Here is an 18,026-nt window from a genome sequence, read left to right as displayed (position 1 = left end):
GACGGCGACGGAGCGGGACCGGCAGGAGATCTGCTGCCGGCTACGCTGTCACCACCCGGTTGCGACCTTGATGTTTCGCACAGTACAGGCGTTCGTCGGCCTTGCGCAGGATCGCGTCGATCGTCTCTCCGTCCCGACCGAACTCGGACGCCCCCACGCTCACGGTGACCTCAATCGGCTTGCCGATGCCGGCCTCGAACGGGGCACCCGCAATCGCTGCGCGGATGCGCTCACCGATCGACTGCGCGGTATCCAGCGCGGCTTGCGGCAGCAGCACCATGAATTCTTCTCCGCCCACCCGCGCGAAGCCGTCGTACGGCCGGATCGCATCGAGGCATTTGTTGACGAAGCGCTGCAACACCTCGTCGCCCGCCTGATGCCCGTAACTGTCGTTGATCGCCTTGAAGTGGTCGAGATCGAGCGCCAGCAACGAAAACGGCGCGCCATTGCGCTTCGCCCGGGTAATTTCGGCTTCCACGCTTTCGATGAACTGGCGCCGATTGGCCGCACCCGTGAGCGGGTCCGTTGCCGCCATGTGCTCGAGCTTCGCGTTGGTCCGCTGCAGTTCCTGCAGCGCACGCTCCGTCCTCGCCATCGCGTCTCTCAAGCGGGCAAACAGCTCTTCCTGGCTGTAGATCTTCGAAAACGACCGCGTTGTATGAAAGGCCTGGACGACACCGTAGCTGAGCAGGACAAAGCCCGCGGCAAAGATCGCGTGCGCCAGCCACCACATATGATTCCACGGCCGCCCGAGGATGAAGGCGAGCGAGGACAGCGCGAATGACGCCACTGAAATGCCGTAGATCGTCATGAGCGGCGAGCGGATGCGGCGCACGACCAGCGCGGCGACGTTCACGGTAGAGAACACCAGGGCCCCGCCCTCCATCGACAGGCGCACCCACAGGGCACCGGCCACCGGCGAGTAGGCGATCCAGGCGACCGCCACGTCGATCAGCCCGAACAGCGCGATCCACGTCGCCCAGACGCGGCGATCAGCGCGTCCGGTTGCGCTGTCGGCCGCCCGGCTGTACGACAGTTGCCCGACGAACAGCAGGATCGACATGGTCAGGCGCGAGGCCGGCCCGTACAGCAGGAACAGCCAGATATTGTGATGCGCCATGCCGGTAAAGGCGCCATGCAACGCATAGATGAGAGTAAAACCCAGAAAGCCTAGCGTAAGCCAGCGTAGCAGCGGCTCGCCCGACAAGCGATAGCACCGCCAGCAGACATAGGTGACGAACGCACCTTCGAGCGTCGCGACCGCGATCGCCAGCTCGTGAAAGGCGTGATTCTCGAATTTCAGCGACGGATCCTGGAAAAAGTACAGGTAGGCAATCAGATACGCCGGTACCAGCGCGAAGCCCGCCAGCACGAGCCTGGCATAGCTCCGGGTGACCAACTGGCCAGCGCTGGTGGGCTCCTTGGCGGCCACATTGACGTTCATGCTCTGCCTCCGGTTTCGTCAGGTGAATTCAGTATAGGTACGGGGACGAACCCAGACAGCCATATATGCATCCCGACCGCGCCACACGCACGGGCGTATGGGCGTATCCGCCCGTTCGGCATGCAAATCTCACGCTTGTGATCGAGGGTTTTATTTTGCTGGCCGCGATGTCGCGCAACTTCCCTGCTCGAAATCGGACCCGGGCGCAGTCCATTGCGAAACGACATTAGTCGAAATGGCTTGCGGCCTCTCAGCCCCGCAGGACAAGGGGTTGCGGGAAGCGCCCCCGCGCCCGGCCGCGGGCCGTCGCCATCAACCGCCGCGCGCGCCGCCCGCCCGGTCGGCCACTTCGTTCCACAAATGCAGCGCCGCATACGCGCGCCACGGCCGCCAGCCTTCGGTGCGGCGCTTCTGGCTCGTCAGCCGGTCGAGCGCAGGATCGCGTGCGGCGATCGACTGCATCAGCACGAGATCGGATGCCGGCCACGCGTCCGGGTCGCGCCATGCACGCATCGCGATGTATTCGACGGTCCACGGGCCGATCCCGGGCAGGTCGAGCCACGCGCCGCGCAGCGTCGCGAGATCGGCATGCGTGCGATCAACCGGCACGTCGCCGGCCGCCACCGCGCGCGCCACGCCCGTCAGCGCCGCAACCCGCTTGCCGGGCATCCCGATCTTGTCGAGATCGCACGCGGCCAGCGCGTCGGGCGTCGGGAAGCGCCACGCGGGCGCGCCGTCGTCCTCACTCACGACACGCTCGCCGGCCCGCTCGACGAGCCGGCCGACGATCGTCGTCGCGGCCTTCACGCTCACCTGCTGGCCGACGATCGCGCGCACGGCCAGCTCGAACCCCGACCATGCGCCCGGCACGCGCAACCCCGGCGCGGCCTCGACGAGCGGCGCGAACCACGGATCGCGCGCGAGCCCGCCGCCGATCGCGGCCGGATCGGCGCCGAGATCGAACATCGTCGCGACGCGCGCGGCGAACGCATCGTCGACATGGCGCGCGACCGCCCCCTCGACCGTCGCGATCAGGCAATGCTTGCGCGGATGCTTCGTGACCGTGAGCCGGCCGGAATCGCCGTGCAGATCGACGATGCGGCGATACGCGCCGTCCGCCACCTGCTCGGCACCCGGAATCGCGCGCCCGCTGAAGAAGCGCAGCACGCGCGCCCAGTCGTACGGTGCGTTGAAGCGCAGTTCCATCTGCGCGGACGGCGGCACATGGCCGCCGCTCACGATTGACGTGATCGTTGTTTTTGCGATGCTCAAACTACGCTGCCCTCCGCAACGGACTCGGTTTCATCGTTGTGCACATGACGCGCCTCGGACGCAAGCAGCGTCGCCTTGCGGCGCACGCCCCAGCGATACCCGGCGAGCGCGCCGCCCTTTTGCACGACGCGGTGGCACGGGATCGCGATCGCGACCGGGTTCGACGCGCACGCGGACGCGACGGCCCGCACCGCGCGCGGCGAGCCGAGCGCCTCGGCGATCTCCGAGTAGCTGCGCGTTTCGCCGTACGGAATATGCGTCAGCGCTTCCCACACGCGCTGCTGGAACGCCGTCGGCGCGATGTCGAGCGGCAGGTCGAACGCGTGCCGCGTGCCATCCAGGTATGCACGGATCTGCGTGACGAACGGCGCGAGCCGTGCCGACGATTCGACCAGTTCGGCGCGCGCGAACGCGTCCTTCAGCTCGCCGACAAGCGACGCCGGTTCATCGCCGAACGCGATCCGGCAGATGCCTTGTTCGGTCGCGGCGACGAGTACCGTGCCGAGCGACGTCGGTGCGGTCGTATAGTCGATCCGCAGGCCGGCGCCCTGGCGGCGGAACGCGGACGGCGCCATCCCGAGCTCGCGCGGCACCGATGCATAGAGCCGCGACGGCGAGTTGAAGCCCGCGTCCACGGCCGCCTGCGTGACCGGCTGCCCGCTTTGCAGCGCCTGCCGCAGCGCGGCGCCGCGCTGCGCGGCCTGGTACTGCCGCGGCGACACGCCGACCACGCGCTTGAAGAGCCGCTGAAGGTGGAACGGGCTCACGTGCACGGCATCGCTCAGTTGCTGAAGCGTGAGCCGCTCGGCATGCGCGTCGAGCACCGCGCACGCGCGGTTGACGATCTCGAGCTCGCGCGGCAGCCCTTCCGGCTGGCAACGCTTGCAGGGCCGGAACCCGGCTGCACGCGCAGCCGCCGGATCGGCGAAGAAGGACACATGCTCGCGACGCGGCAGCCGCGACGCGCAAGTCGGGCGGCAGAACACGCCGGTCGTGCTCACGGCATAGAAGAACGCGCCGTCCGCATGCGGATCGCGCTCGGTCACGGCGCCCCAGCGGGCATCGTCGGTCGGATAGGCGGTTTTCATCTGAACCTCGCACTCTAGTGTAGATGGTGCCTACTCTAGACATCGGCACGTGCCGTCGCGCCCTGAATCTTGCTCTGTGATTCTGACGGCGAACCGGGGTCACATCAATTGAAGATAAATCCGGCGAATCGCGTGCGCCGTCTGCTCCGGCACGGTTTTCGTCATCGCCCCGTCACCATTTTGCTGCAGTGCGGATGCGACAAATCGTCGTCCTGACGTTTTTTTGCATTCGGAATATTGCGTCGCACCATCGCCGTGTGTATAGTTGGAACTGTCTCCTCCATGTCTCCTCCTGATATGGATTAAGCCCGTTCCGCTCTGCGTGAACGGGCTTTTTTTCGTCTGTCGATTGTGCCGCGTTCCAGCGGGCGGCGCAGGCGCGATGCGTCTACACTCGATGCTCGTCGACTGCGAAGGAGTATCCACTCATGAAGCCCACCATCCGCGCGATCGATCATATCGTGCTGCGCGTGACCGACATGGCGGCGATGACGCGCTTTTACTGCGACGCCGTCGGCTGCCATGTGGAGAAGGAACAGCCCGATCTGGGCCTCGTGCAGTTGCGCGCCGGCGATGCGCTGATCGACCTGCTGTCGGTCGGCGGCCCGATCGACCGTCCCGACAGCGGCCCGCCCGGCACGGGACGCAACCTCGATCACCTGTGCCTGCGCGTCGAGCCGTTCGACCCTGACGCGCTGATCGCGCATTTCGCCGCACATGGCGCGCGGCCGGGCGCGCCCGCGGAGCGCTACGGCGCCGGCGGCTACGGGCCATCGATCTACCTGTTCGATCCCGAAGGCAACATGCTCGAATTCAAGGGGCCGCCGGCCGCGATCGGCTGAATGCGGCCGGTGCGCGGGCCGTCACGCGCCCGCGCGCGCCTTCAGCACCGTCCATTCGACCGCGACCGGATCGTGGTCGGCGCTCGAGATCCACGCCGCGCCGTCCTGCACCGTGCACTGCAGGCGCATCGTGCGCTCCGCGAGCTGCCCGAGCGCGGTCGCGACGCCGTCGGCGAGCGACAGCACCTGCACGTTGCGCAGCCGCTCGACCTTGCTGCGTACACCCTGCCACCAGATATCCGACGTCTTGCCGCCGTACGCGATCACCGTGACCTGCCCGGCGCGGCCGGCCGCCTTCGAGATGCGCCGTTCGTCGGGCTGGCCGGCTTCGATCCAGACGTCGATCGCGCCAGTCAGGTCCTTCTGCCACAGGTCGGGCTCGTCGACATCCGACAACCCCTTGCAGAATTCGAGCCGCTCGTGCGCGAACAGCGCGAACGCGACGAGGCGCACCATCATCCGGTCGTCGGTTTCCGACGGATGGCGCGCCACCGTCAGCGCGTGATCGGCGTAGTAATGCCGATCCATGTCGGCGATTTGCAGTTCGGCTTTGTAGATCGTGGATTTCAGCGCCATGCGGATGCGGCCCGGGCGGGCATTCGGTTCGGTCGGGCCGTGATGATACCGAATGCGCGCCGTCCGGCGCGTGTCATGCGCGACTCACAGCGCAACGGCCCGGCATGAGCCGGGCCGTATTCGGTTCGCGCCGCCGGCTCGTCGGGCCGGCGCGCTCGCGCGTCGAGCGACTGCGCGGTGACTGGGCGGTTATTGCTTGACGAAGCGCGAATCGGTCCAGAGACCCTGCTGGTCGCTGTTGTCGGCACTGACGAACTGCACGTCGCCCTGGTCGACCGACACCACGCGGAAGCGCTGGCCTTCGGGCACCGACAGGCACCGGTAGTCGTCGAAGTACTGCTGCCTCGCCTGCGACTTGCCGTCGCGCTCGTGATTCAGTACGGAGTCCAGATTGTCTTTCGACAGGCAGCCCCATGCGTTCTTCGTCAGCTGGATTTCCTGCTTCGGCTTGACCGCCGAATCGCCGCCTGCCTGGGCAATCGACACCACGGCAAATGCGCCGACGAGGGCAAAAAGGATACCGGTACGCTTCATCATATTCTGTCTCCAGGCTTGCGGGCACCAGGCTTGGGTTAGCTATGTGTTTAAAGGTGATCGTGAACCCGCGTTTTTCACTTTAGAAGACCGGCAAGCGATAGCAAGCACATTTGTTGTGCGACCGCAATAGCGGCGGATTGTCGCACCCCGCGCGCAGCCCGTTTTTCGCTCGATGCGCGCAAGCGGCAACGTTCGGCGCGCGGCGGACAGGCTCATGGCGCCGGGCGGAAAGCGTTACCCGACAAGACTTTCAGAAAATTTACAATGCGGCAATTGAACGGTTTGGATAATCCATTTCGCTATCCGGATCATTTTGATGCGTTGCACCTAAAGTCATCCGAAACGATTCGACTTTATCGCAGCGCGGAATCGCATTTACCTGATACAAGAACAATGCCAGGTATAAGCGGATCCGTATTTATCCGTATTTCCCCGCATGCATCCGGCGCCCGCGGAAGCCCCGCCGCGGGCGACTTTCATCCAGGTATTTACCCAGCTTCAATCAGGCCGATTGCTGACGCTCGAAATAATCGCGCTGGAAGATGCACATGCGATAAGCGTTGTGATACGCGCCGTTTCCGAAAAATTCTTCCCTCAATTCGGCCTCGTGCTGGAATCCGCATTTTTCGTACACGTGAATCGCCGCTGCATTCGACGTATCGACAATCAGGTACAGCTTGCGCATGTTCAGCACCTTGAATGCGTATTCGATCGCGAGGCGCGTCGCCTGGCCCGCATAGCCGCGCCCCTGGCATTGCGGTGCGATGATGATCTGGAACTCGCCGCGGCGATGGATGTAGTCGAGCTCGATCAGCTCGACGAGGCCGATCAGTTCGCCTTGCGCGTCGACCGCGACGAACCGGCGCTCGCGCTGGTCGTGCACGTGACGGTCGTACAGTTGCGACAGTTCCGAGAAGGTTTCGTACGGCTCCTCGAACCAGTAGCGCATGATCTTCGCGTCGTTGTTCAGCTCGTGGACGAAGCGCAGGTCCTGGCGCTCCAGCGGCCGCAGCGCGAGCGTGTTGGTATCGTTCTGGAGTTGCATGTTCATATCCTTTTTGATGCCGGCGCACGTGCGGAACGCCCGCGCGGCATGGCCGCGCGCGGGCCCGTTTCGCACTGTAAGAAATTGAACGCGGGCGAAGTTCAGAGCCTAAAATGGGAGCAAGGGTTCCTGCCACCGCACGGAGGCTATCGTGATCGAGCAAGTCATACTCGGTATTTTCCTCGTGCTGCCGCTCGTGATCGTGGCGGCGCTGTTCTCCGACGAACTTTGGCAGGAACATCGGCGCCAGCATCCTCGCGACGAAAACGCACCGCACATCGACTGGAAGCATCCGTGGCGCCGCGTGCGACGCGGGCATTGAGTCGATCGCCGTCCATCCGCGGGGCGCGCCGGCTTGGCCGCCCCGGATTGTGCAGCGCGTGATGCGCTCCGTTACGCCCCCGAATTCCGCCTCGATCCGATTCCCGCTCAACCCGCGAGACGCCGCCGTGAACGACAAGCCCGCCAGCCCCCCGCATGACATTCCCCACGAAACGATCGATCTGCAGATCGCCGACGTGCTGGCGGCCGTCCACTACCCGGCGAACAAGGATACGATCGTCGATGCCGCGCGCGACGCCGGCGCCAGCAACGAAGTGCTGTCGATGCTCGACGGCCTGCCCGAACAGGACTACGCGGACGTTGACGCCGTCACGCACTGGGTCGCCGGCAATTTCGGTCCCGGCCTCGGGATTTGAGCGCGCCCCCATAACGCGATAGCATCAGGCGGCACCGGTCGCACAGCGCCGGCTGCCTGCCGCCCGGCGCACGACCGGGCGTTTTACGCATACGTGCCCGGGGACATCCATGGAAGGCATCCTGATCCAGCATACGACGCGCCGTCAGCTCTGGTTCGGCGCGCTGACGGCGCTCGTCATCATGCTTGCGCTCGGGATCGCCGCGCCGCATGCGAACGTCGCGCTGCCGGCCGTCGAGCCGTTCATGCCGATGTGCGCGCTCACCGTGTTCACCACCGCGAGCATCGCGGCGTTCTTTCTCGGCGCGCAGTTCACCGTGACGCGCCAGCCGGTGCTCGGCGCGCTCGGCGGCGCCTACGCGTTCACTGCGCTCGCCGTCGCGCTGCAGCTGCTCACCTTTCCCGGCGTGTTCGCGCCGCAGGGGCTGTTCGGCGCGCAACCGCAAAGCGCCGCGTGGATGTGGATCTTCTGGCACGCGGGCTTCCCGGGTTTCGTGATGGTCGCGCTGCTCGCCCGCGTGCGGCTGGCGCGCGCACCGATCGGCGCGCAGCAGACGCGCTGGTGGACGCTCGCACTGGTCGGCGGGCCGGCCGTCGCCGCCGGGCTGCTGTGCCTGTTCGCGCTGAACGTGTCGCTGCCGCCAGCGTTTCATCCTCCGGGCGACGCGGCCGTGCTGCCCGTCAACGGCGTCGCGCTCGTCGTGTGGATGCTCAATGCGCTGGCGCTCGTTGCCGTGCTGGTCAGCGGGCGGCTGCGCACGACGCTCGACCTGTGGCTCGCGATCGCGGTGCTCGCGTGCCTCACCGACACGACGCTGAACCTGATGAGCAACCATCGCTTCACGGTCGGCTGGTATCTCGCGCGCGTGTTCAGCATGTTCACGCCGGGCGTGCTCGTGTGCGTGCTCGCGTGGGAAGTGACGATGCTGTACCAGCGGCTGTTCGAGGCGCACGCGACGCTGATCCGTTCCTCCGCGCGCGACGGGCTGACGGGCGCATTCAACCGCAGCCACTTCAACGATCATTTCCACACGCTGTTCCTGCAGGCGCGGCGGCAGGGCGAACCGCTGTCGCTGCTGATGGTCGACGTCGATCGCTTCAAGGCGTACAACGACGCGTTCGGTCACGTGAAGGGCGATGCGTGCCTGATTGCGGTCGCGAATGCGCTGGCCGGCGCGGTGAGGCGGCCCGCGGATATCGTCGCGCGTTACGGCGGCGAGGAGTTCGCGATCGTGCTGCCGAACACCGGCGCGCGCGGCGCGCGGGTAGTCGCCGACGAAGTGCGCGAAGCGGTGCTGCGGCTCGATCTCGCGATGCCTGCTGCGCCGGCCGGGCGCGTGAGCGTCAGCGTCGGCTGCGCGACCGTGTCGGCCGACGACCTGTCGACGCCCGATGCATTGATCGAAGCCGCCGATGCCGCGCTGTATCGTGCGAAGGATGCGGGGCGAAACAGGGTCGTCGTCGCCTGAAAACGTCTGCTGTTTGGGTATTTGTTACGGTCATTGTGACCGGAATAATCCGCCGTTACGGATTGCGGGACAGGGATACGAACGCTTACAGCCGGTGTTGTCAGTGCTCGCTATGCTGGGTTTCATACCGAACCCGAGCAGGTGAACGCGATGAAGAAGACCCTTTTACTGATTGCCGGTATCGCCGTGTTGTTGAGCGGCTGTATCGTGGTGCCTGACGGCGGTGGGTATTACGGTGGTGGCGGGTACTATCATCATCGGCATTGGGATTGAAGTGAGTGACGGTTCGGGGGCTTTGATCGCCTGACGGTCAAAGCGTAATTGTTGGTCCGAACCGTGAGCCAATCATGCCGATCGGTTCAGTTCGGCATGCATCAGGAACACCTGTAGCGCAGCGAGCGTTTCGTAGTGGAGACGCTCGAGGCGCGCATCCTTTTCCGCATCTTTGACCAGATTGCCTCGGGCGTCCCGCTTGTACGGCTCGCCCAGCAGTTCGGCCATGTCAAACTGGTAGTAAGTGCAATCTCCATACGGCCGCTTGCCATCGATGTAGGGCATTGGCCAAAAGTCCCCTTCGTCCAACACGTCGTCGATCGAGTTCGCATCCACGGTCGTCCAGTTGGCGCCCCTCAGCACGGCGAAATGCACGGCACGAAATTCGAAATGGCCCGACGCATCGACACCGCTTTCCTTGAACGAGAACAGCTTGCGAAGCGCTGGCGGGATTGTGTATCGCCCAGGCGCAAGCGTGCCGGAAACCGCTGCAAACTCGGGCACGAGATGTCCGAGTTCGGCCAGTGTGCGAATGGCGAGCGTATCGTCGTCGGTTTTGAGTGTCGCTTTCACTAGTGCGATCGTCGCCCCTTCACCGATCAGCGGCCGTATCGGATCGATACCCGGTGCACCGGATTCGACCGGAAGCCACATCACTCGCAGGGTCTTCATCAGCGCAACGTGACGCGAGCTCAGATCGGGAAACGATGCGCCATCGGAAAAGACGGCGCGGATGATTGCGTTGCGGTCGGCCGCCCGAAGCCGCACGGAAGAATTCTCTGCGGCGCGTGCGGCAACCATCGGCAACGCGACGAGCGTGCAAAGAAAACGGCGGCGGGACAGGCGCATAGCCGCAGGGCGTGGTGAGGTCGGCTCGCGACAATGAGCGGCAACGCTTTTTGCTCAATGTTGGCTGTTACGAAGCACAATCGCGTCAGGCGATATGGGCGGCGCCAGCTTGCGACAAATGCCAGCTGTGAACTACGTGGCGGCAAGTGGATGTATCAGCACCACTACGGCAGCTATCAAAACCGGGACGGCGACGTTTGGGAACAGTGAATACGCATTTGCGCTGGAATTTTGCTGAATTCAATAACCTATGAAACTGAAATTTGTCGCGGTGGCATTTCTCGTGCTCATTCTCTGCTACCTTGGTGCGGGCGCGCCTGCGTCTCACCTGCTGCTCAAACCGGCCGTCATCACTGATGGCCTGACGCTGAAAGCGATTACCTACCATTGGACAAATCGCTTCGATCGAGAGGTACCGGCAGCTGAACTGCTCGCGAGTCGCTTTTACGTCTTGGTGCTCGCCGCCATTAGCGCGTTCGCGGCGCTATCCGCGCTTAAGGCAAATCGCAGCGCCAGCAGCTTCAACGTCGCTCTTGGCTGTGCCATCGCCCTCCTTGTTATCCTGATCTACGCGCAGACGCAAGCCTATTACACGGTGGGATAACTCATGAAAACACGAGCCCAAGTTGCACTGTCAATCGCCGCGTCGGTCATCTCGGTAGCGGGACTAGCCTTTGCCGTTGCGACACTCATCCATGTGCGAAACATGGAACAATTGCACCATCTTCTGAGTTACGACTACATGAGCTTTGTGGACAGCCACGCCGAAGGCGGTATGGGCAGCGCGGCAAGTGACTTCTTCATCGGCGTCGCGCTCATTCTCATCGGCAGTGTTCTGTTCACGAAGATCGAGAAAACGAGTCGAGTCGCCAGGATTGTTGCCGCGTGCCTCTTCATCTTTGTAGCGTTCTCTCTCGCATACGCCTGCGCGAACCATCGCGTTGGAGTCAAACCGTATTGACGAGTGTGCAGTCGGCCTCTGCGTTTCTCCGAGTCTTCGGGTGACGCAGTTATTTCCCGATACAAAACCTGCTGAAAATCACCCCCAGCAGATCATCCGAAGTGAATTCCCCGGTAATCGCATTGAGCTGTTCCTGCGCGAGCCGCAACTCCTCGGCAAACAGATCGAGCGACTGCGCCCTCTGCTCCGCATGATCCGCCGCCTGCGCCAAATGCTCCTGCGCGGCCCGCAGCGCGATCAGGTGCCGCTCGCGCGCGAGATACACGCCTTCGGCCCCCGCCTGCCAACCGGCGATCCGCAGCAGCTCCGCGCGCAGCATGTCGATCCCGTCGCCGCGCTTCGCCGACAGATGCACCTCGGTCAGATCGCCTTCCGCCGCCGGATGCTCGACGCAAGCAGCCACCCCGGTCAGATCCGTCTTGTTCAGCACGCGCACCACCGGCACGCCGCCCGGAAACCGCGCCGCGATCGTCTCGTCATCCGGCGTCATCCCCGTGCGCGAATCGAGCAGATGCAGCACGACGTCCGCGCGCTCGATCTCGCTCCACGTGCGCGCAATGCCGATCCGCTCGACCTCGTCCTCCGTCTCCCGCAGCCCGGCCGTATCGACGATGTGCAGCGGAATCCCTTCGACCTGGATCGTCTGCGCAACCTTGTCGCGCGTCGTCCCGGCGATCGGCGTGACGATCGCCAGCTCCGCGCCGGCGAGCGCGTTCAGCAGCGACGACTTGCCGACGTTCGGCTGCCCCGCGAGCACCACCGACAAGCCCTCGCGCAACAGCGCACCCTGCCGTGCATCGCCGAGCACGTGCGCGAGCTGCGCGCGGATCTTCGCGAGCTTGCCGCGCGCATCGGCCGCTTCGAGGAAATCGATTTCCTCTTCCGGAAAATCGAGCGTCGCCTCGACCAGCATCCGCAGCGTGATCACGTCGTCGACGAGCGCATGGATCTGCTTTGAAAATGCGCCGTCCAGCGAACGCCCGGCCGACCGCGCCGCCGCCTCGGTGCTCGCCTCGATCAGGTCGGCTACGGCCTCGGCCTGCGCGAGGTCGAGCTTGTCGTTCAGGAATGCACGCCGCGTGAACTCGCCCGGCTCCGCGAGCCGCAACCCGAAGCCGCGCCCCGCATCCAGGCAGCGCTGCAGCAGCAACTGCATCACGATCGGCCCGCCATGCCCCTGCAGCTCGAGCACGTGCTCGCCGGTGTACGAATGCGGCGCCGGGAAATACAGCGCGATCCCGCGGTCGAGCGGCGCGCCGTGCTCGTCGAGGAACGGCACGTAGCTCGCATGACGCGGCGCGAGCTTCTGCCCGCACAACGCGTCGATCAGCGGCAACGCGGCCGCCTCGCCGCCTCGTCCGAACGACACGCGGACGACACCGATCCCTCCCCGGCCGGCAGCAGTGGCAATGGCGACGATGGGATCGGAATCGGTAGCGAGCATGGGAATCGGATGAATCGGGTGGTCAGGCAGTGAATGGTGCGCCCGCGCAACAGTTCGGGCATCGGAACGCGGGCATTGTAGCGTGCCGGCCCGCACGCCACCGGCCACCCCGTTGGTTTCGGACTCCCCCGAATTTATCCCGCTGGGGCTAAGCCGAGTATCAATCCGGCGTAGCATCGAACCACCCGTTTCGGACGAGTATGCCTGCCGGAGTGGGCCAACGACTGGGCCCCCAATTCGATCGCCCGCTCCGCACCTGGTTGGGATTCATCCAAATGAGATACGTTTATCCTACGCAGTTGTCTGAAAGTCATCGGCGGAATTGCACAATCTCCCCCATGCCGACATCCGAAGAAAAAGCCGCGTTCTCGGAACGCCTGAAATTCGCCCTGCGGCGCAGCCCGGAGAAGGTCACCGGCGCGACGGAGCTGGCGAACCGATTCAATCTGCGCCACCGCGGAACGCATCCCGTTTCGCCGCAAACCGCGCACAAATGGCTGACGGGCCGCACGATTCCGACGTCGGACAAACTCGAAACGCTCGCCGAGTGGCTGCGCGTCGAGCTGCACTGGCTGCATTACGGCCCGTCGCCGAGCGTGATCGAACACCCGACGCCGCAACCGCTGCCGCGCGACGAGCGCTATCCGCCGACGCCCGAGACGATCGAACTCGCGTCGAAGATCGAGGCGCTGCCGCCGCATCAGCGTTACCTCGTTCAGGAACTGATCGAGCAGTTCTACATCGTCGAACCGAAAATCGAAGCGAAGAAGGCCTGACCGGGAACGACGGACGCACACGCATCACGCATCGCCGCCCAAAAACAAAAAGCCGCATGGGGCAAACCATGCGGCTTTTTTGCATGCATCGCGGGCGGCTGGCCGCCCGCGTGTGCGACAGGCGTCAGGCCGGTTTCTTCTTGACCCCGCCGAGCTTGCGCGTGATGTAGTACTGCTGCGCGATCGACAGCACGTTGTTCACGACGTAGTACAGCACCAGGCCGGCCGGGAAGAAGAAGAACATGACCGAGAACGCGATCGGCATGAACTTCATCATCTTCGCCTGGACGGGGTCCGGCGGCGTCGGGTTCAGGCTCGTCTGCACGAACATCGAGACGGCCATCAGCACCGGCAGGATGAAGAACGGATCGCGCTGCGACAGGTCGTGAATCCACAGAATCCACGGCGCGCCGCGCATTTCGACCGATGCGAGCAGCACCCAGTACAGCGAGATGAACACCGGGATCTGGATCACGACCGGCAGGCAGCCGCCGAACGGATTGACCTTCTCGGTCTTGTACAGCTCCATCAGCGCCGAGTTCATCTTCTGCGGATCGCTCTTGAAGCGTTCGCGCAGCGCCTGCATCCGCGGCGTGATTTCCTTCATGCGCGCCATCGACTTGTAGCTCGCAGCCGACAGCGGGAAGAACACCGCCTTGATCAGGACCGTGAGCAGCACGATCGCCCAGCCCCAGTTGCCGACATAGCCGTGGATCTTCTCGAGCAGCCAGAACAGCGGCTTCGCGATGATCGTCACCCAGCCGTAGTCCTTCACGAGTTCCAGGCCCGGCGCGATGCCTTCGAGCATGCGCTCTTCTTCCGGACCGGCGAACAGGCGCGCCTGCACGTCGGCCGACTGGCCCGGGGCGATCGCGGCGACCGGCTGCTTCACGCCGACGCGATACAGCGCCGGATCGATCTTCTCGGCGTAGATGTCACGCTTCACGCCCTGCTGCGGAATCCATGCCGACGCGAAGTAGTGCTGCACCATCGCGACCCAGCCGTTGTCGGCCGACTTCTCGAAGTTCGCCTTGTTCTTGTCGAGGTCGCTGAAATCGATCTTCTGGAAGTGCTTCGTGTCCGTGTAGACCGCCGGCCCGAGGAACGTGTGCGAGAACATCGGCGTTTCGACGGCCGTGTTGTCGCGCACGAGCTCCATGTAGACCGTCGGCGTGACAGGCGCCGTGCCGACGTTGTCGATCTTGGTGTCGACGCCGATCACGTAGCTGCCGCGCGTGAACGTGTAGGTCTTCACGACCTTCACGCCGCCCTTCACCGGCGATTCGAACGACAGCTTCAGCGTGTTCTGGTCGCCCGTCAGCGACGTCGGGCCCGCATTGACCTGCGAGTAGACGTCGTTGTGGTTCGGGAAATCGCCGCCGAGCAGGCCCGAGCGTGCGAGATACGTGTGGCCGGCCGCGTGGTCGAACAGCGTGATGTACAGGTCGGGCTGCTTGCCGTCGCCTTGCTTCTTCAGCGTCAGCTTCGCGAGCGTGCCGCCGCGCGTGTCGATTTCGCCGTCGTATACGTCGGTCGAGAACTTCACGAGCTGCGCCTGCGCGGCCGGTGCCGTCGTCGACGGAGCGGTGCCGGCTGCGGCGGCAGGTACTTCACCTGCGGTCGTCGTCGCGCCCGTGCCCGATGCGCCGCCGGCAGCGGCCGCGGGGGCCGTCTGCGTAGCACTCGGGAAGAACATCGACGGGCGTCCGTGGGACCGCTGCCAGTTGTCGTACAGCATGACAGCTGACATGAAGAAGATCACCCATAGGACGGTGCGTTTGATATCCATGCGTTGTCTCAGAGTCGATGGGACCGCGCGTCGGCTTCGCCGCGAGCGCGAGTGTCGGAATTGGGCGGCGGGACGAGGTCGATGCCGCCCGCGGAAAACGGATGGCATCGGCACACGCGCCTGACGGCGAGATACGTGCCGCGCGCGGCGCCATGATACTGGATTGCCTCGCGCGCGTAATCCGAACAGGAAGGATAAAAACGGCAACGGTTGCCGAGCAGGGGGCTCACGGCAACCTTGTAGAAGCGCAGCAAGGCGATCAATACCGTTTCCATACCTTGGGCGGCGCCGTTCGGCACCGCGTCAAAACCGGCCGGGCGGGCGCGAACGCCGCACCGCGAACGGATGCGTCACTCGGACGCGGGCTTCGACGCGCGGCGGGAGATTTCCCGGACTGCCCTGTCGAGCAGTTCGCGGATCTCGGCCGCGCACATCGCTGCGAGCGGGGCGGAAGCCGCGCTCGGCAGCGCTTTCTTGTCGAAGCGCGTGTGCTGCCGCAGCAGCAGGTCGTAACCGGCGAATTCGGCCCGGCGCAAGCGAAACGCGTCGCGCGCCAGCCGCTTCACGAGATTACGCGTGACTGCACGCGGCGCGTACTTCTTGCCGACGACAAGCCCCAGCCGAGCTGCCTGGCCGGTCGGCTTGCCGTAAATCACGAAGTGCGCGGAGCGCCGCCAGGGGCGCAAACGAAAAACGGATGAAAATTCATCCGTTTTCAGAAGTCGCGCAGCTTTCGGGAAGGCGGCTTTCGTCTGCGACGGATTCGCACCCGGCTCGACGGTACCTTCCGCAGGACTGCGGACGGCGGACACAGCGCGCAACCTGCCTTAGATGGCGAGGCGCTTGCGGCCCTTCGCGCGGCGAGCGTTGATGACCTTGCGGCCACCTGCCGTCTTCATACGGACACGGAAGCCATGGGTGCGCTTGCGGCGCGTCACGGACGGTTGGTAAGTACGTTTCATGATGTTCTCACTTGTTCGAGAATGTCGAAATTCAGGGGACCGCGTGCCCTTAACCGGAGGCATTCGGGCGAACGCAATCGCCGGGAATACAGGATTGGTTTTCGCGGAACCCGCTATTTAAACCGTTTTTCTCTTGACGGTCAATACCTTAGGAGTCGACCACCTGTGCCCGCCCCGGCCGATCCGGCCCCGCGCCCCACAAAACCAGCCTGTGGATAAGTCCCGCTGTGGCTGCGTTTGGCGTTAGAATCTCGCCTTATCTCCAAGAATCCCGCACGCCGCCCCGGCTCCCGCCTGCCTCTCCACGACTGTGACGCAGGCGTCCGAGGCACGCTCGCACGACCGCTTCGGGCCTTGTTGCGCGACCGCGACAAGGGCGGCGGCGAGCCGCGCTGTGCATGCAAAAAACGACAGTTACTTGATGAACGATTTCTGGCAACACTGTTCCGCACTGCTGGAGCGCGAGCTCACGCCCCAGCAGTACGTGACGTGGATCAAACCCCTGGCCCCGGTGGCCTTCGATGCGTCAGCGAACACGCTGTCCATCGCCGCGCCGAACCGTTTCAAGCTGGACTGGGTCAAGAGCCAGTTTTCGGGCCGGATCTCCGATCTGGCCCGTGATTTCTGGAACGCGCCGATCGAAATCCAGTTCGTCCTCGATCCGAAGGCCGGCATGCGCAGCGCCGCTGCCGGCGGCACGTCGGCCGCCCCGCGCGCGCCGCTGCAGCCGAGCGGCCCGGCCGCCACGGTGGCCGCGATTGCCGCCAACCTGGCCGCGAATGCATCGGCGGCGCCGGCCAACGTGCCGATGACGCCGTCGGCCGCCGCCGCGCACCACCTGAACGCCGACGACGCCGACATCGACCTGCCGAGCCTGCCCGCGCACGAAGCGGCCGCCGGCCGCCGCACGTGGCGCCCGGGGCCCGGCGCCGCGCCAGCCAACGGCGGCGAAGCCGATTCGATGTACGAGCGCTCGAAGCTCAACCCGGTGCTCACGTTCGACAACTTCGTGACCGGCAAGGCGAACCAGTTGGCACGCGCCGCCGCGATCCAGGTCGCGGACAACCCCGGCATCTCGTACAACCCGCTGTTCCTGTACGGCGGCGTCGGCCTGGGCAAGACCCACCTGATCCACGCGATCGGCAACCAGTTGCTGCTCGACAAGGCCGGCGCGCGGATCCGCTACATCCATGCCGAGCAATACGTGTCGGACGTGGTGAAGGCGTACCAGCGCAAGGCGTTCGACGACTTCAAGCGCTACTACCACTCGCTCGACCTGCTGCTGATCGACGATATCCAGTTCTTCTCCGGCAAGTCGCGCACGCAGGAAGAATTCTTCTACGCGTTCGAGGCGCTCGTCGCGAACAAGGCGCAGGTGATCATCACCAGCGACACGTATCCGAAGGAAATCTCGGGGATCGACGATCGCCTGATCTCGCGCTTCGACTCGGGCCTCACCGTCGCGATCGAGCCGCCCGAGCTGGAAATGCGCGTCGCGATCCTGATGCGCAAGGCGCAGTCGGAAGGCGTGAACCTGTCGGAAGACGTCGCGTTCTTCGTCGCGAAGCACCTGCGCTCGAACGTGCGCGAACTCGAAGGCGCGCTGCGCAAGATCCTCGCGTATTCGAAGTTCCACGGCCGTGAAATTTCGATCGAGTTGACCAAGGAAGCGCTGAAAGACCTGCTGACCGTGCAGAACCGGCAGATTTCGGTCGAGAACATCCAGAAGACCGTCGCCGACTTCTACAACATCAAGGTCGCCGACATGTATTCGAAGAAGCGTCCGGCGAACATCGCGCGGCCGCGGCAGATCGCGATGTATCTCGCGAAGGAACTCACGCAGAAGAGCCTGCCGGAAATCGGCGAGCTGTTCGGCGGGCGCGATCACACCACCGTGCTGCACGCGGTGCGCAAGATCGCCGACGAGCGCAGCAAGGACGCGCAGCTCAACCATGAGCTGCACGTGCTGGAACAGACGCTGAAGGGCTGAGCACGCGGGCGC

General features: G+C 64.7%; 21 protein-coding genes. 9 read left to right on the top strand and 12 right to left on the bottom strand.

From position 1 onward, the window contains the following. Window positions 1-40 precede the first annotated feature (40 nt). The 3 genes from BFF94_RS23660 to ada all read right to left on the bottom strand — a co-directional run bounded on the left by BFF94_RS23660 (window position 41) and on the right by ada (window position 3,804). Window positions 41-1,444 carry a GGDEF domain-containing protein gene (locus BFF94_RS23660; RefSeq protein ID WP_128841293.1) on the bottom strand — a complete coding sequence of 468 codons (1,404 nt, stop codon included), beginning with the start codon at window positions 1,442-1,444 and terminating at the stop codon, window positions 41-43. 312 nt (window positions 1,445-1,756) lie between these two features. Then, a complete protein-coding gene (locus tag BFF94_RS23655; RefSeq protein WP_219139915.1) occupies window positions 1,757-2,716 on the bottom strand; it encodes a DNA-3-methyladenine glycosylase family protein in 960 nt (319 codons plus the stop codon). Then, window positions 2,713-3,804 carry a bifunctional DNA-binding transcriptional regulator/O6-methylguanine-DNA methyltransferase Ada gene (gene ada, locus BFF94_RS23650; protein ID WP_219139914.1) on the bottom strand — a complete coding sequence of 364 codons (1,092 nt, stop codon included), beginning with the start codon at window positions 3,802-3,804 and terminating at the stop codon, window positions 2,713-2,715. The genes BFF94_RS23655 and ada overlap by 4 nt, the downstream gene beginning before the upstream one ends. 428 nt (window positions 3,805-4,232) lie before the next feature. On the opposite strand from ada, the gene BFF94_RS23645 reads away from it, so the two are divergent. Next, window positions 4,233-4,646: a VOC family protein gene (locus tag BFF94_RS23645; RefSeq protein ID WP_034179392.1), complete on the top strand. Its 414-nt coding sequence runs from the start codon at window positions 4,233-4,235 to the stop codon at window positions 4,644-4,646. Between the two features lie 21 nt (window positions 4,647-4,667). On the opposite strand, the gene BFF94_RS23640 is transcribed toward BFF94_RS23645, so the two are convergent. The 3 genes from BFF94_RS23640 to speG all read right to left on the bottom strand — a co-directional run bounded on the left by BFF94_RS23640 (window position 4,668) and on the right by speG (window position 6,804). Further along, the gene (locus tag BFF94_RS23640; protein WP_128841296.1) at window positions 4,668-5,222 is read right to left on the bottom strand and encodes a YaeQ family protein; all 555 of its coding nucleotides are present in this window, start codon (window positions 5,220-5,222) and stop codon (window positions 4,668-4,670) included. A 189-nt stretch (window positions 5,223-5,411) separates the two neighbouring features. Then, complete coding sequence (gene sap1 / locus BFF94_RS23635) at window positions 5,412-5,759, bottom strand: surface attachment protein Sap1 (protein ID WP_162285522.1); 348 nt, start codon at window positions 5,757-5,759, stop codon at window positions 5,412-5,414. A gap of 502 nt (window positions 5,760-6,261) precedes the next feature. After that, window positions 6,262-6,804 carry a spermidine N1-acetyltransferase gene (gene speG / locus BFF94_RS23630; protein WP_128841297.1) on the bottom strand — a complete coding sequence of 181 codons (543 nt, stop codon included), beginning with the start codon at window positions 6,802-6,804 and terminating at the stop codon, window positions 6,262-6,264. Window positions 6,805-6,955: 151 nt separating this feature from the next. On the opposite strand from speG, the gene BFF94_RS23625 reads away from it, so the two are divergent. The 4 genes from BFF94_RS23625 to BFF94_RS23610 all read left to right on the top strand — a co-directional run bounded on the left by BFF94_RS23625 (window position 6,956) and on the right by BFF94_RS23610 (window position 9,243). Then, complete coding sequence (locus BFF94_RS23625; RefSeq protein WP_006489933.1) at window positions 6,956-7,126, top strand: hypothetical protein; 171 nt, start codon at window positions 6,956-6,958, stop codon at window positions 7,124-7,126. Between the two features lie 127 nt (window positions 7,127-7,253). Beyond that, the gene (locus BFF94_RS23620) at window positions 7,254-7,502 is read left to right on the top strand and encodes a DUF2795 domain-containing protein (RefSeq protein ID WP_128841298.1); all 249 of its coding nucleotides are present in this window, start codon (window positions 7,254-7,256) and stop codon (window positions 7,500-7,502) included. 109 nt (window positions 7,503-7,611) lie between these two features. After that, on the top strand, window positions 7,612-8,970 hold the full coding sequence (locus BFF94_RS23615) for a GGDEF domain-containing protein (RefSeq protein WP_128841299.1): 1,359 nt from the start codon (window positions 7,612-7,614) through the stop codon (window positions 8,968-8,970). 150 nt (window positions 8,971-9,120) lie between these two features. Beyond that, the gene (locus tag BFF94_RS23610; RefSeq protein ID WP_175851916.1) at window positions 9,121-9,243 is read left to right on the top strand and encodes a lipoprotein; all 123 of its coding nucleotides are present in this window, start codon (window positions 9,121-9,123) and stop codon (window positions 9,241-9,243) included. Between the two features lie 72 nt (window positions 9,244-9,315). On the opposite strand, the gene BFF94_RS23605 is transcribed toward BFF94_RS23610, so the two are convergent. After that, the gene (locus BFF94_RS23605) at window positions 9,316-10,092 is read right to left on the bottom strand and encodes a hypothetical protein (protein ID WP_246637394.1); all 777 of its coding nucleotides are present in this window, start codon (window positions 10,090-10,092) and stop codon (window positions 9,316-9,318) included. A 250-nt stretch (window positions 10,093-10,342) separates the two neighbouring features. Between BFF94_RS23605 and BFF94_RS23600 the strand changes: the two genes are divergently transcribed. Together BFF94_RS23600 and BFF94_RS23595 are read left to right on the top strand one after the other, a co-directional pair. Further along, window positions 10,343-10,696 (top strand): hypothetical protein, encoded by a 354-nt coding sequence (locus BFF94_RS23600; protein WP_128841300.1) that lies wholly within the window; start codon window positions 10,343-10,345, stop codon window positions 10,694-10,696. Window positions 10,697-10,699: 3 nt separating this feature from the next. Beyond that, on the top strand, window positions 10,700-11,053 hold the full coding sequence (locus BFF94_RS23595; protein ID WP_128841301.1) for a hypothetical protein: 354 nt from the start codon (window positions 10,700-10,702) through the stop codon (window positions 11,051-11,053). 49 nt (window positions 11,054-11,102) lie between these two features. Here the strand turns inward: BFF94_RS23595 and mnmE are convergent, their stop codons facing one another. After that, window positions 11,103-12,497, bottom strand: a complete 1,395-nt coding sequence (mnmE, locus tag BFF94_RS23590) for a tRNA uridine-5-carboxymethylaminomethyl(34) synthesis GTPase MnmE (RefSeq protein ID WP_128841302.1) — start codon at window positions 12,495-12,497, stop codon at window positions 11,103-11,105. 338 nt (window positions 12,498-12,835) lie between these two features. Between mnmE and BFF94_RS23585 the strand changes: the two genes are divergently transcribed. After that, window positions 12,836-13,273, top strand: coding sequence for a transcriptional regulator (locus BFF94_RS23585; protein WP_128841307.1), 438 nt, complete (start codon window positions 12,836-12,838; stop codon window positions 13,271-13,273). A gap of 124 nt (window positions 13,274-13,397) precedes the next feature. Here the strand turns inward: BFF94_RS23585 and yidC are convergent, their stop codons facing one another. From yidC to rpmH, 4 genes are all read right to left on the bottom strand, one after another. Continuing rightward, complete coding sequence (gene yidC, locus BFF94_RS23580; protein WP_128841303.1) at window positions 13,398-15,062, bottom strand: membrane protein insertase YidC; 1,665 nt, start codon at window positions 15,060-15,062, stop codon at window positions 13,398-13,400. 8 nt (window positions 15,063-15,070) lie between these two features. Continuing rightward, window positions 15,071-15,337, bottom strand: coding sequence for a membrane protein insertion efficiency factor YidD (gene yidD, locus BFF94_RS23575; protein WP_009694594.1), 267 nt, complete (start codon window positions 15,335-15,337; stop codon window positions 15,071-15,073). A gap of 75 nt (window positions 15,338-15,412) precedes the next feature. After that, window positions 15,413-15,874, bottom strand: a complete 462-nt coding sequence (gene rnpA / locus BFF94_RS23570; RefSeq protein ID WP_128841304.1) for a ribonuclease P protein component — start codon at window positions 15,872-15,874, stop codon at window positions 15,413-15,415. Window positions 15,875-15,889: 15 nt separating this feature from the next. After that, window positions 15,890-16,024: a 50S ribosomal protein L34 gene (gene rpmH / locus BFF94_RS23565; RefSeq protein WP_004198824.1), complete on the bottom strand. Its 135-nt coding sequence runs from the start codon at window positions 16,022-16,024 to the stop codon at window positions 15,890-15,892. A 421-nt stretch (window positions 16,025-16,445) separates the two neighbouring features. Between rpmH and dnaA the strand changes: the two genes are divergently transcribed. After that, window positions 16,446-18,014: a chromosomal replication initiator protein DnaA gene (dnaA, locus tag BFF94_RS23560; RefSeq protein WP_219139913.1), complete on the top strand. Its 1,569-nt coding sequence runs from the start codon at window positions 16,446-16,448 to the stop codon at window positions 18,012-18,014. Window positions 18,015-18,026 lie beyond the last annotated feature (12 nt).

Source organism: Burkholderia catarinensis (assembly GCF_001883705.2).
GTDB lineage: Bacteria > Pseudomonadota > Gammaproteobacteria > Burkholderiales > Burkholderiaceae > Burkholderia > Burkholderia catarinensis.
This window is presented reverse-complemented; position numbering and strand designations above follow the sequence as displayed.

Bases quoted from the DNA above. Each gene is read 5' to 3' on its own strand.
- BFF94_RS23660 (WP_128841293.1), bottom strand. From the start codon at position 1,444: ATGAACGTCAATGTGGCCGCCAAGGAGCCCACCAGCGCTGGCCAGTTG.
- ada (WP_219139914.1), bottom strand. From the start codon at position 3,804: ATGAAAACCGCCTATCCGACCGACGATGCCCGCTGGGGCGCCGTGACC.
- BFF94_RS23645 (WP_034179392.1), top strand. From the start codon at position 4,233: ATGAAGCCCACCATCCGCGCGATCGATCATATCGTGCTGCGCGTGACC.
- BFF94_RS23640 (WP_128841296.1), bottom strand. From the start codon at position 5,222: ATGGCGCTGAAATCCACGATCTACAAAGCCGAACTGCAAATCGCCGAC.
- sap1 (WP_162285522.1), bottom strand. From the start codon at position 5,759: ATGATGAAGCGTACCGGTATCCTTTTTGCCCTCGTCGGCGCATTTGCC.
- speG (WP_128841297.1), bottom strand. From the start codon at position 6,804: ATGCAACTCCAGAACGATACCAACACGCTCGCGCTGCGGCCGCTGGAG.
- BFF94_RS23615 (WP_128841299.1), top strand. From the start codon at position 7,612: ATGGAAGGCATCCTGATCCAGCATACGACGCGCCGTCAGCTCTGGTTC.
- BFF94_RS23610 (WP_175851916.1), top strand. From the start codon at position 9,121: ATGAAGAAGACCCTTTTACTGATTGCCGGTATCGCCGTGTTGTTGAGC.
- BFF94_RS23605 (WP_246637394.1), bottom strand. From the start codon at position 10,092: ATGCGCCTGTCCCGCCGCCGTTTTCTTTGCACGCTCGTCGCGTTGCCG.
- BFF94_RS23600 (WP_128841300.1), top strand. From the start codon at position 10,343: ATGAAACTGAAATTTGTCGCGGTGGCATTTCTCGTGCTCATTCTCTGC.
- BFF94_RS23595 (WP_128841301.1), top strand. From the start codon at position 10,700: ATGAAAACACGAGCCCAAGTTGCACTGTCAATCGCCGCGTCGGTCATC.
- mnmE (WP_128841302.1), bottom strand. From the start codon at position 12,497: ATGCTCGCTACCGATTCCGATCCCATCGTCGCCATTGCCACTGCTGCC.
- BFF94_RS23585 (WP_128841307.1), top strand. From the start codon at position 12,836: ATGCCGACATCCGAAGAAAAAGCCGCGTTCTCGGAACGCCTGAAATTC.
- yidC (WP_128841303.1), bottom strand. From the start codon at position 15,062: ATGGATATCAAACGCACCGTCCTATGGGTGATCTTCTTCATGTCAGCT.
- yidD (WP_009694594.1), bottom strand. From the start codon at position 15,337: ATGGAAACGGTATTGATCGCCTTGCTGCGCTTCTACAAGGTTGCCGTG.
- rpmH (WP_004198824.1), bottom strand. From the start codon at position 16,024: ATGAAACGTACTTACCAACCGTCCGTGACGCGCCGCAAGCGCACCCAT.
- dnaA (WP_219139913.1), top strand. From the start codon at position 16,446: ATGAACGATTTCTGGCAACACTGTTCCGCACTGCTGGAGCGCGAGCTC.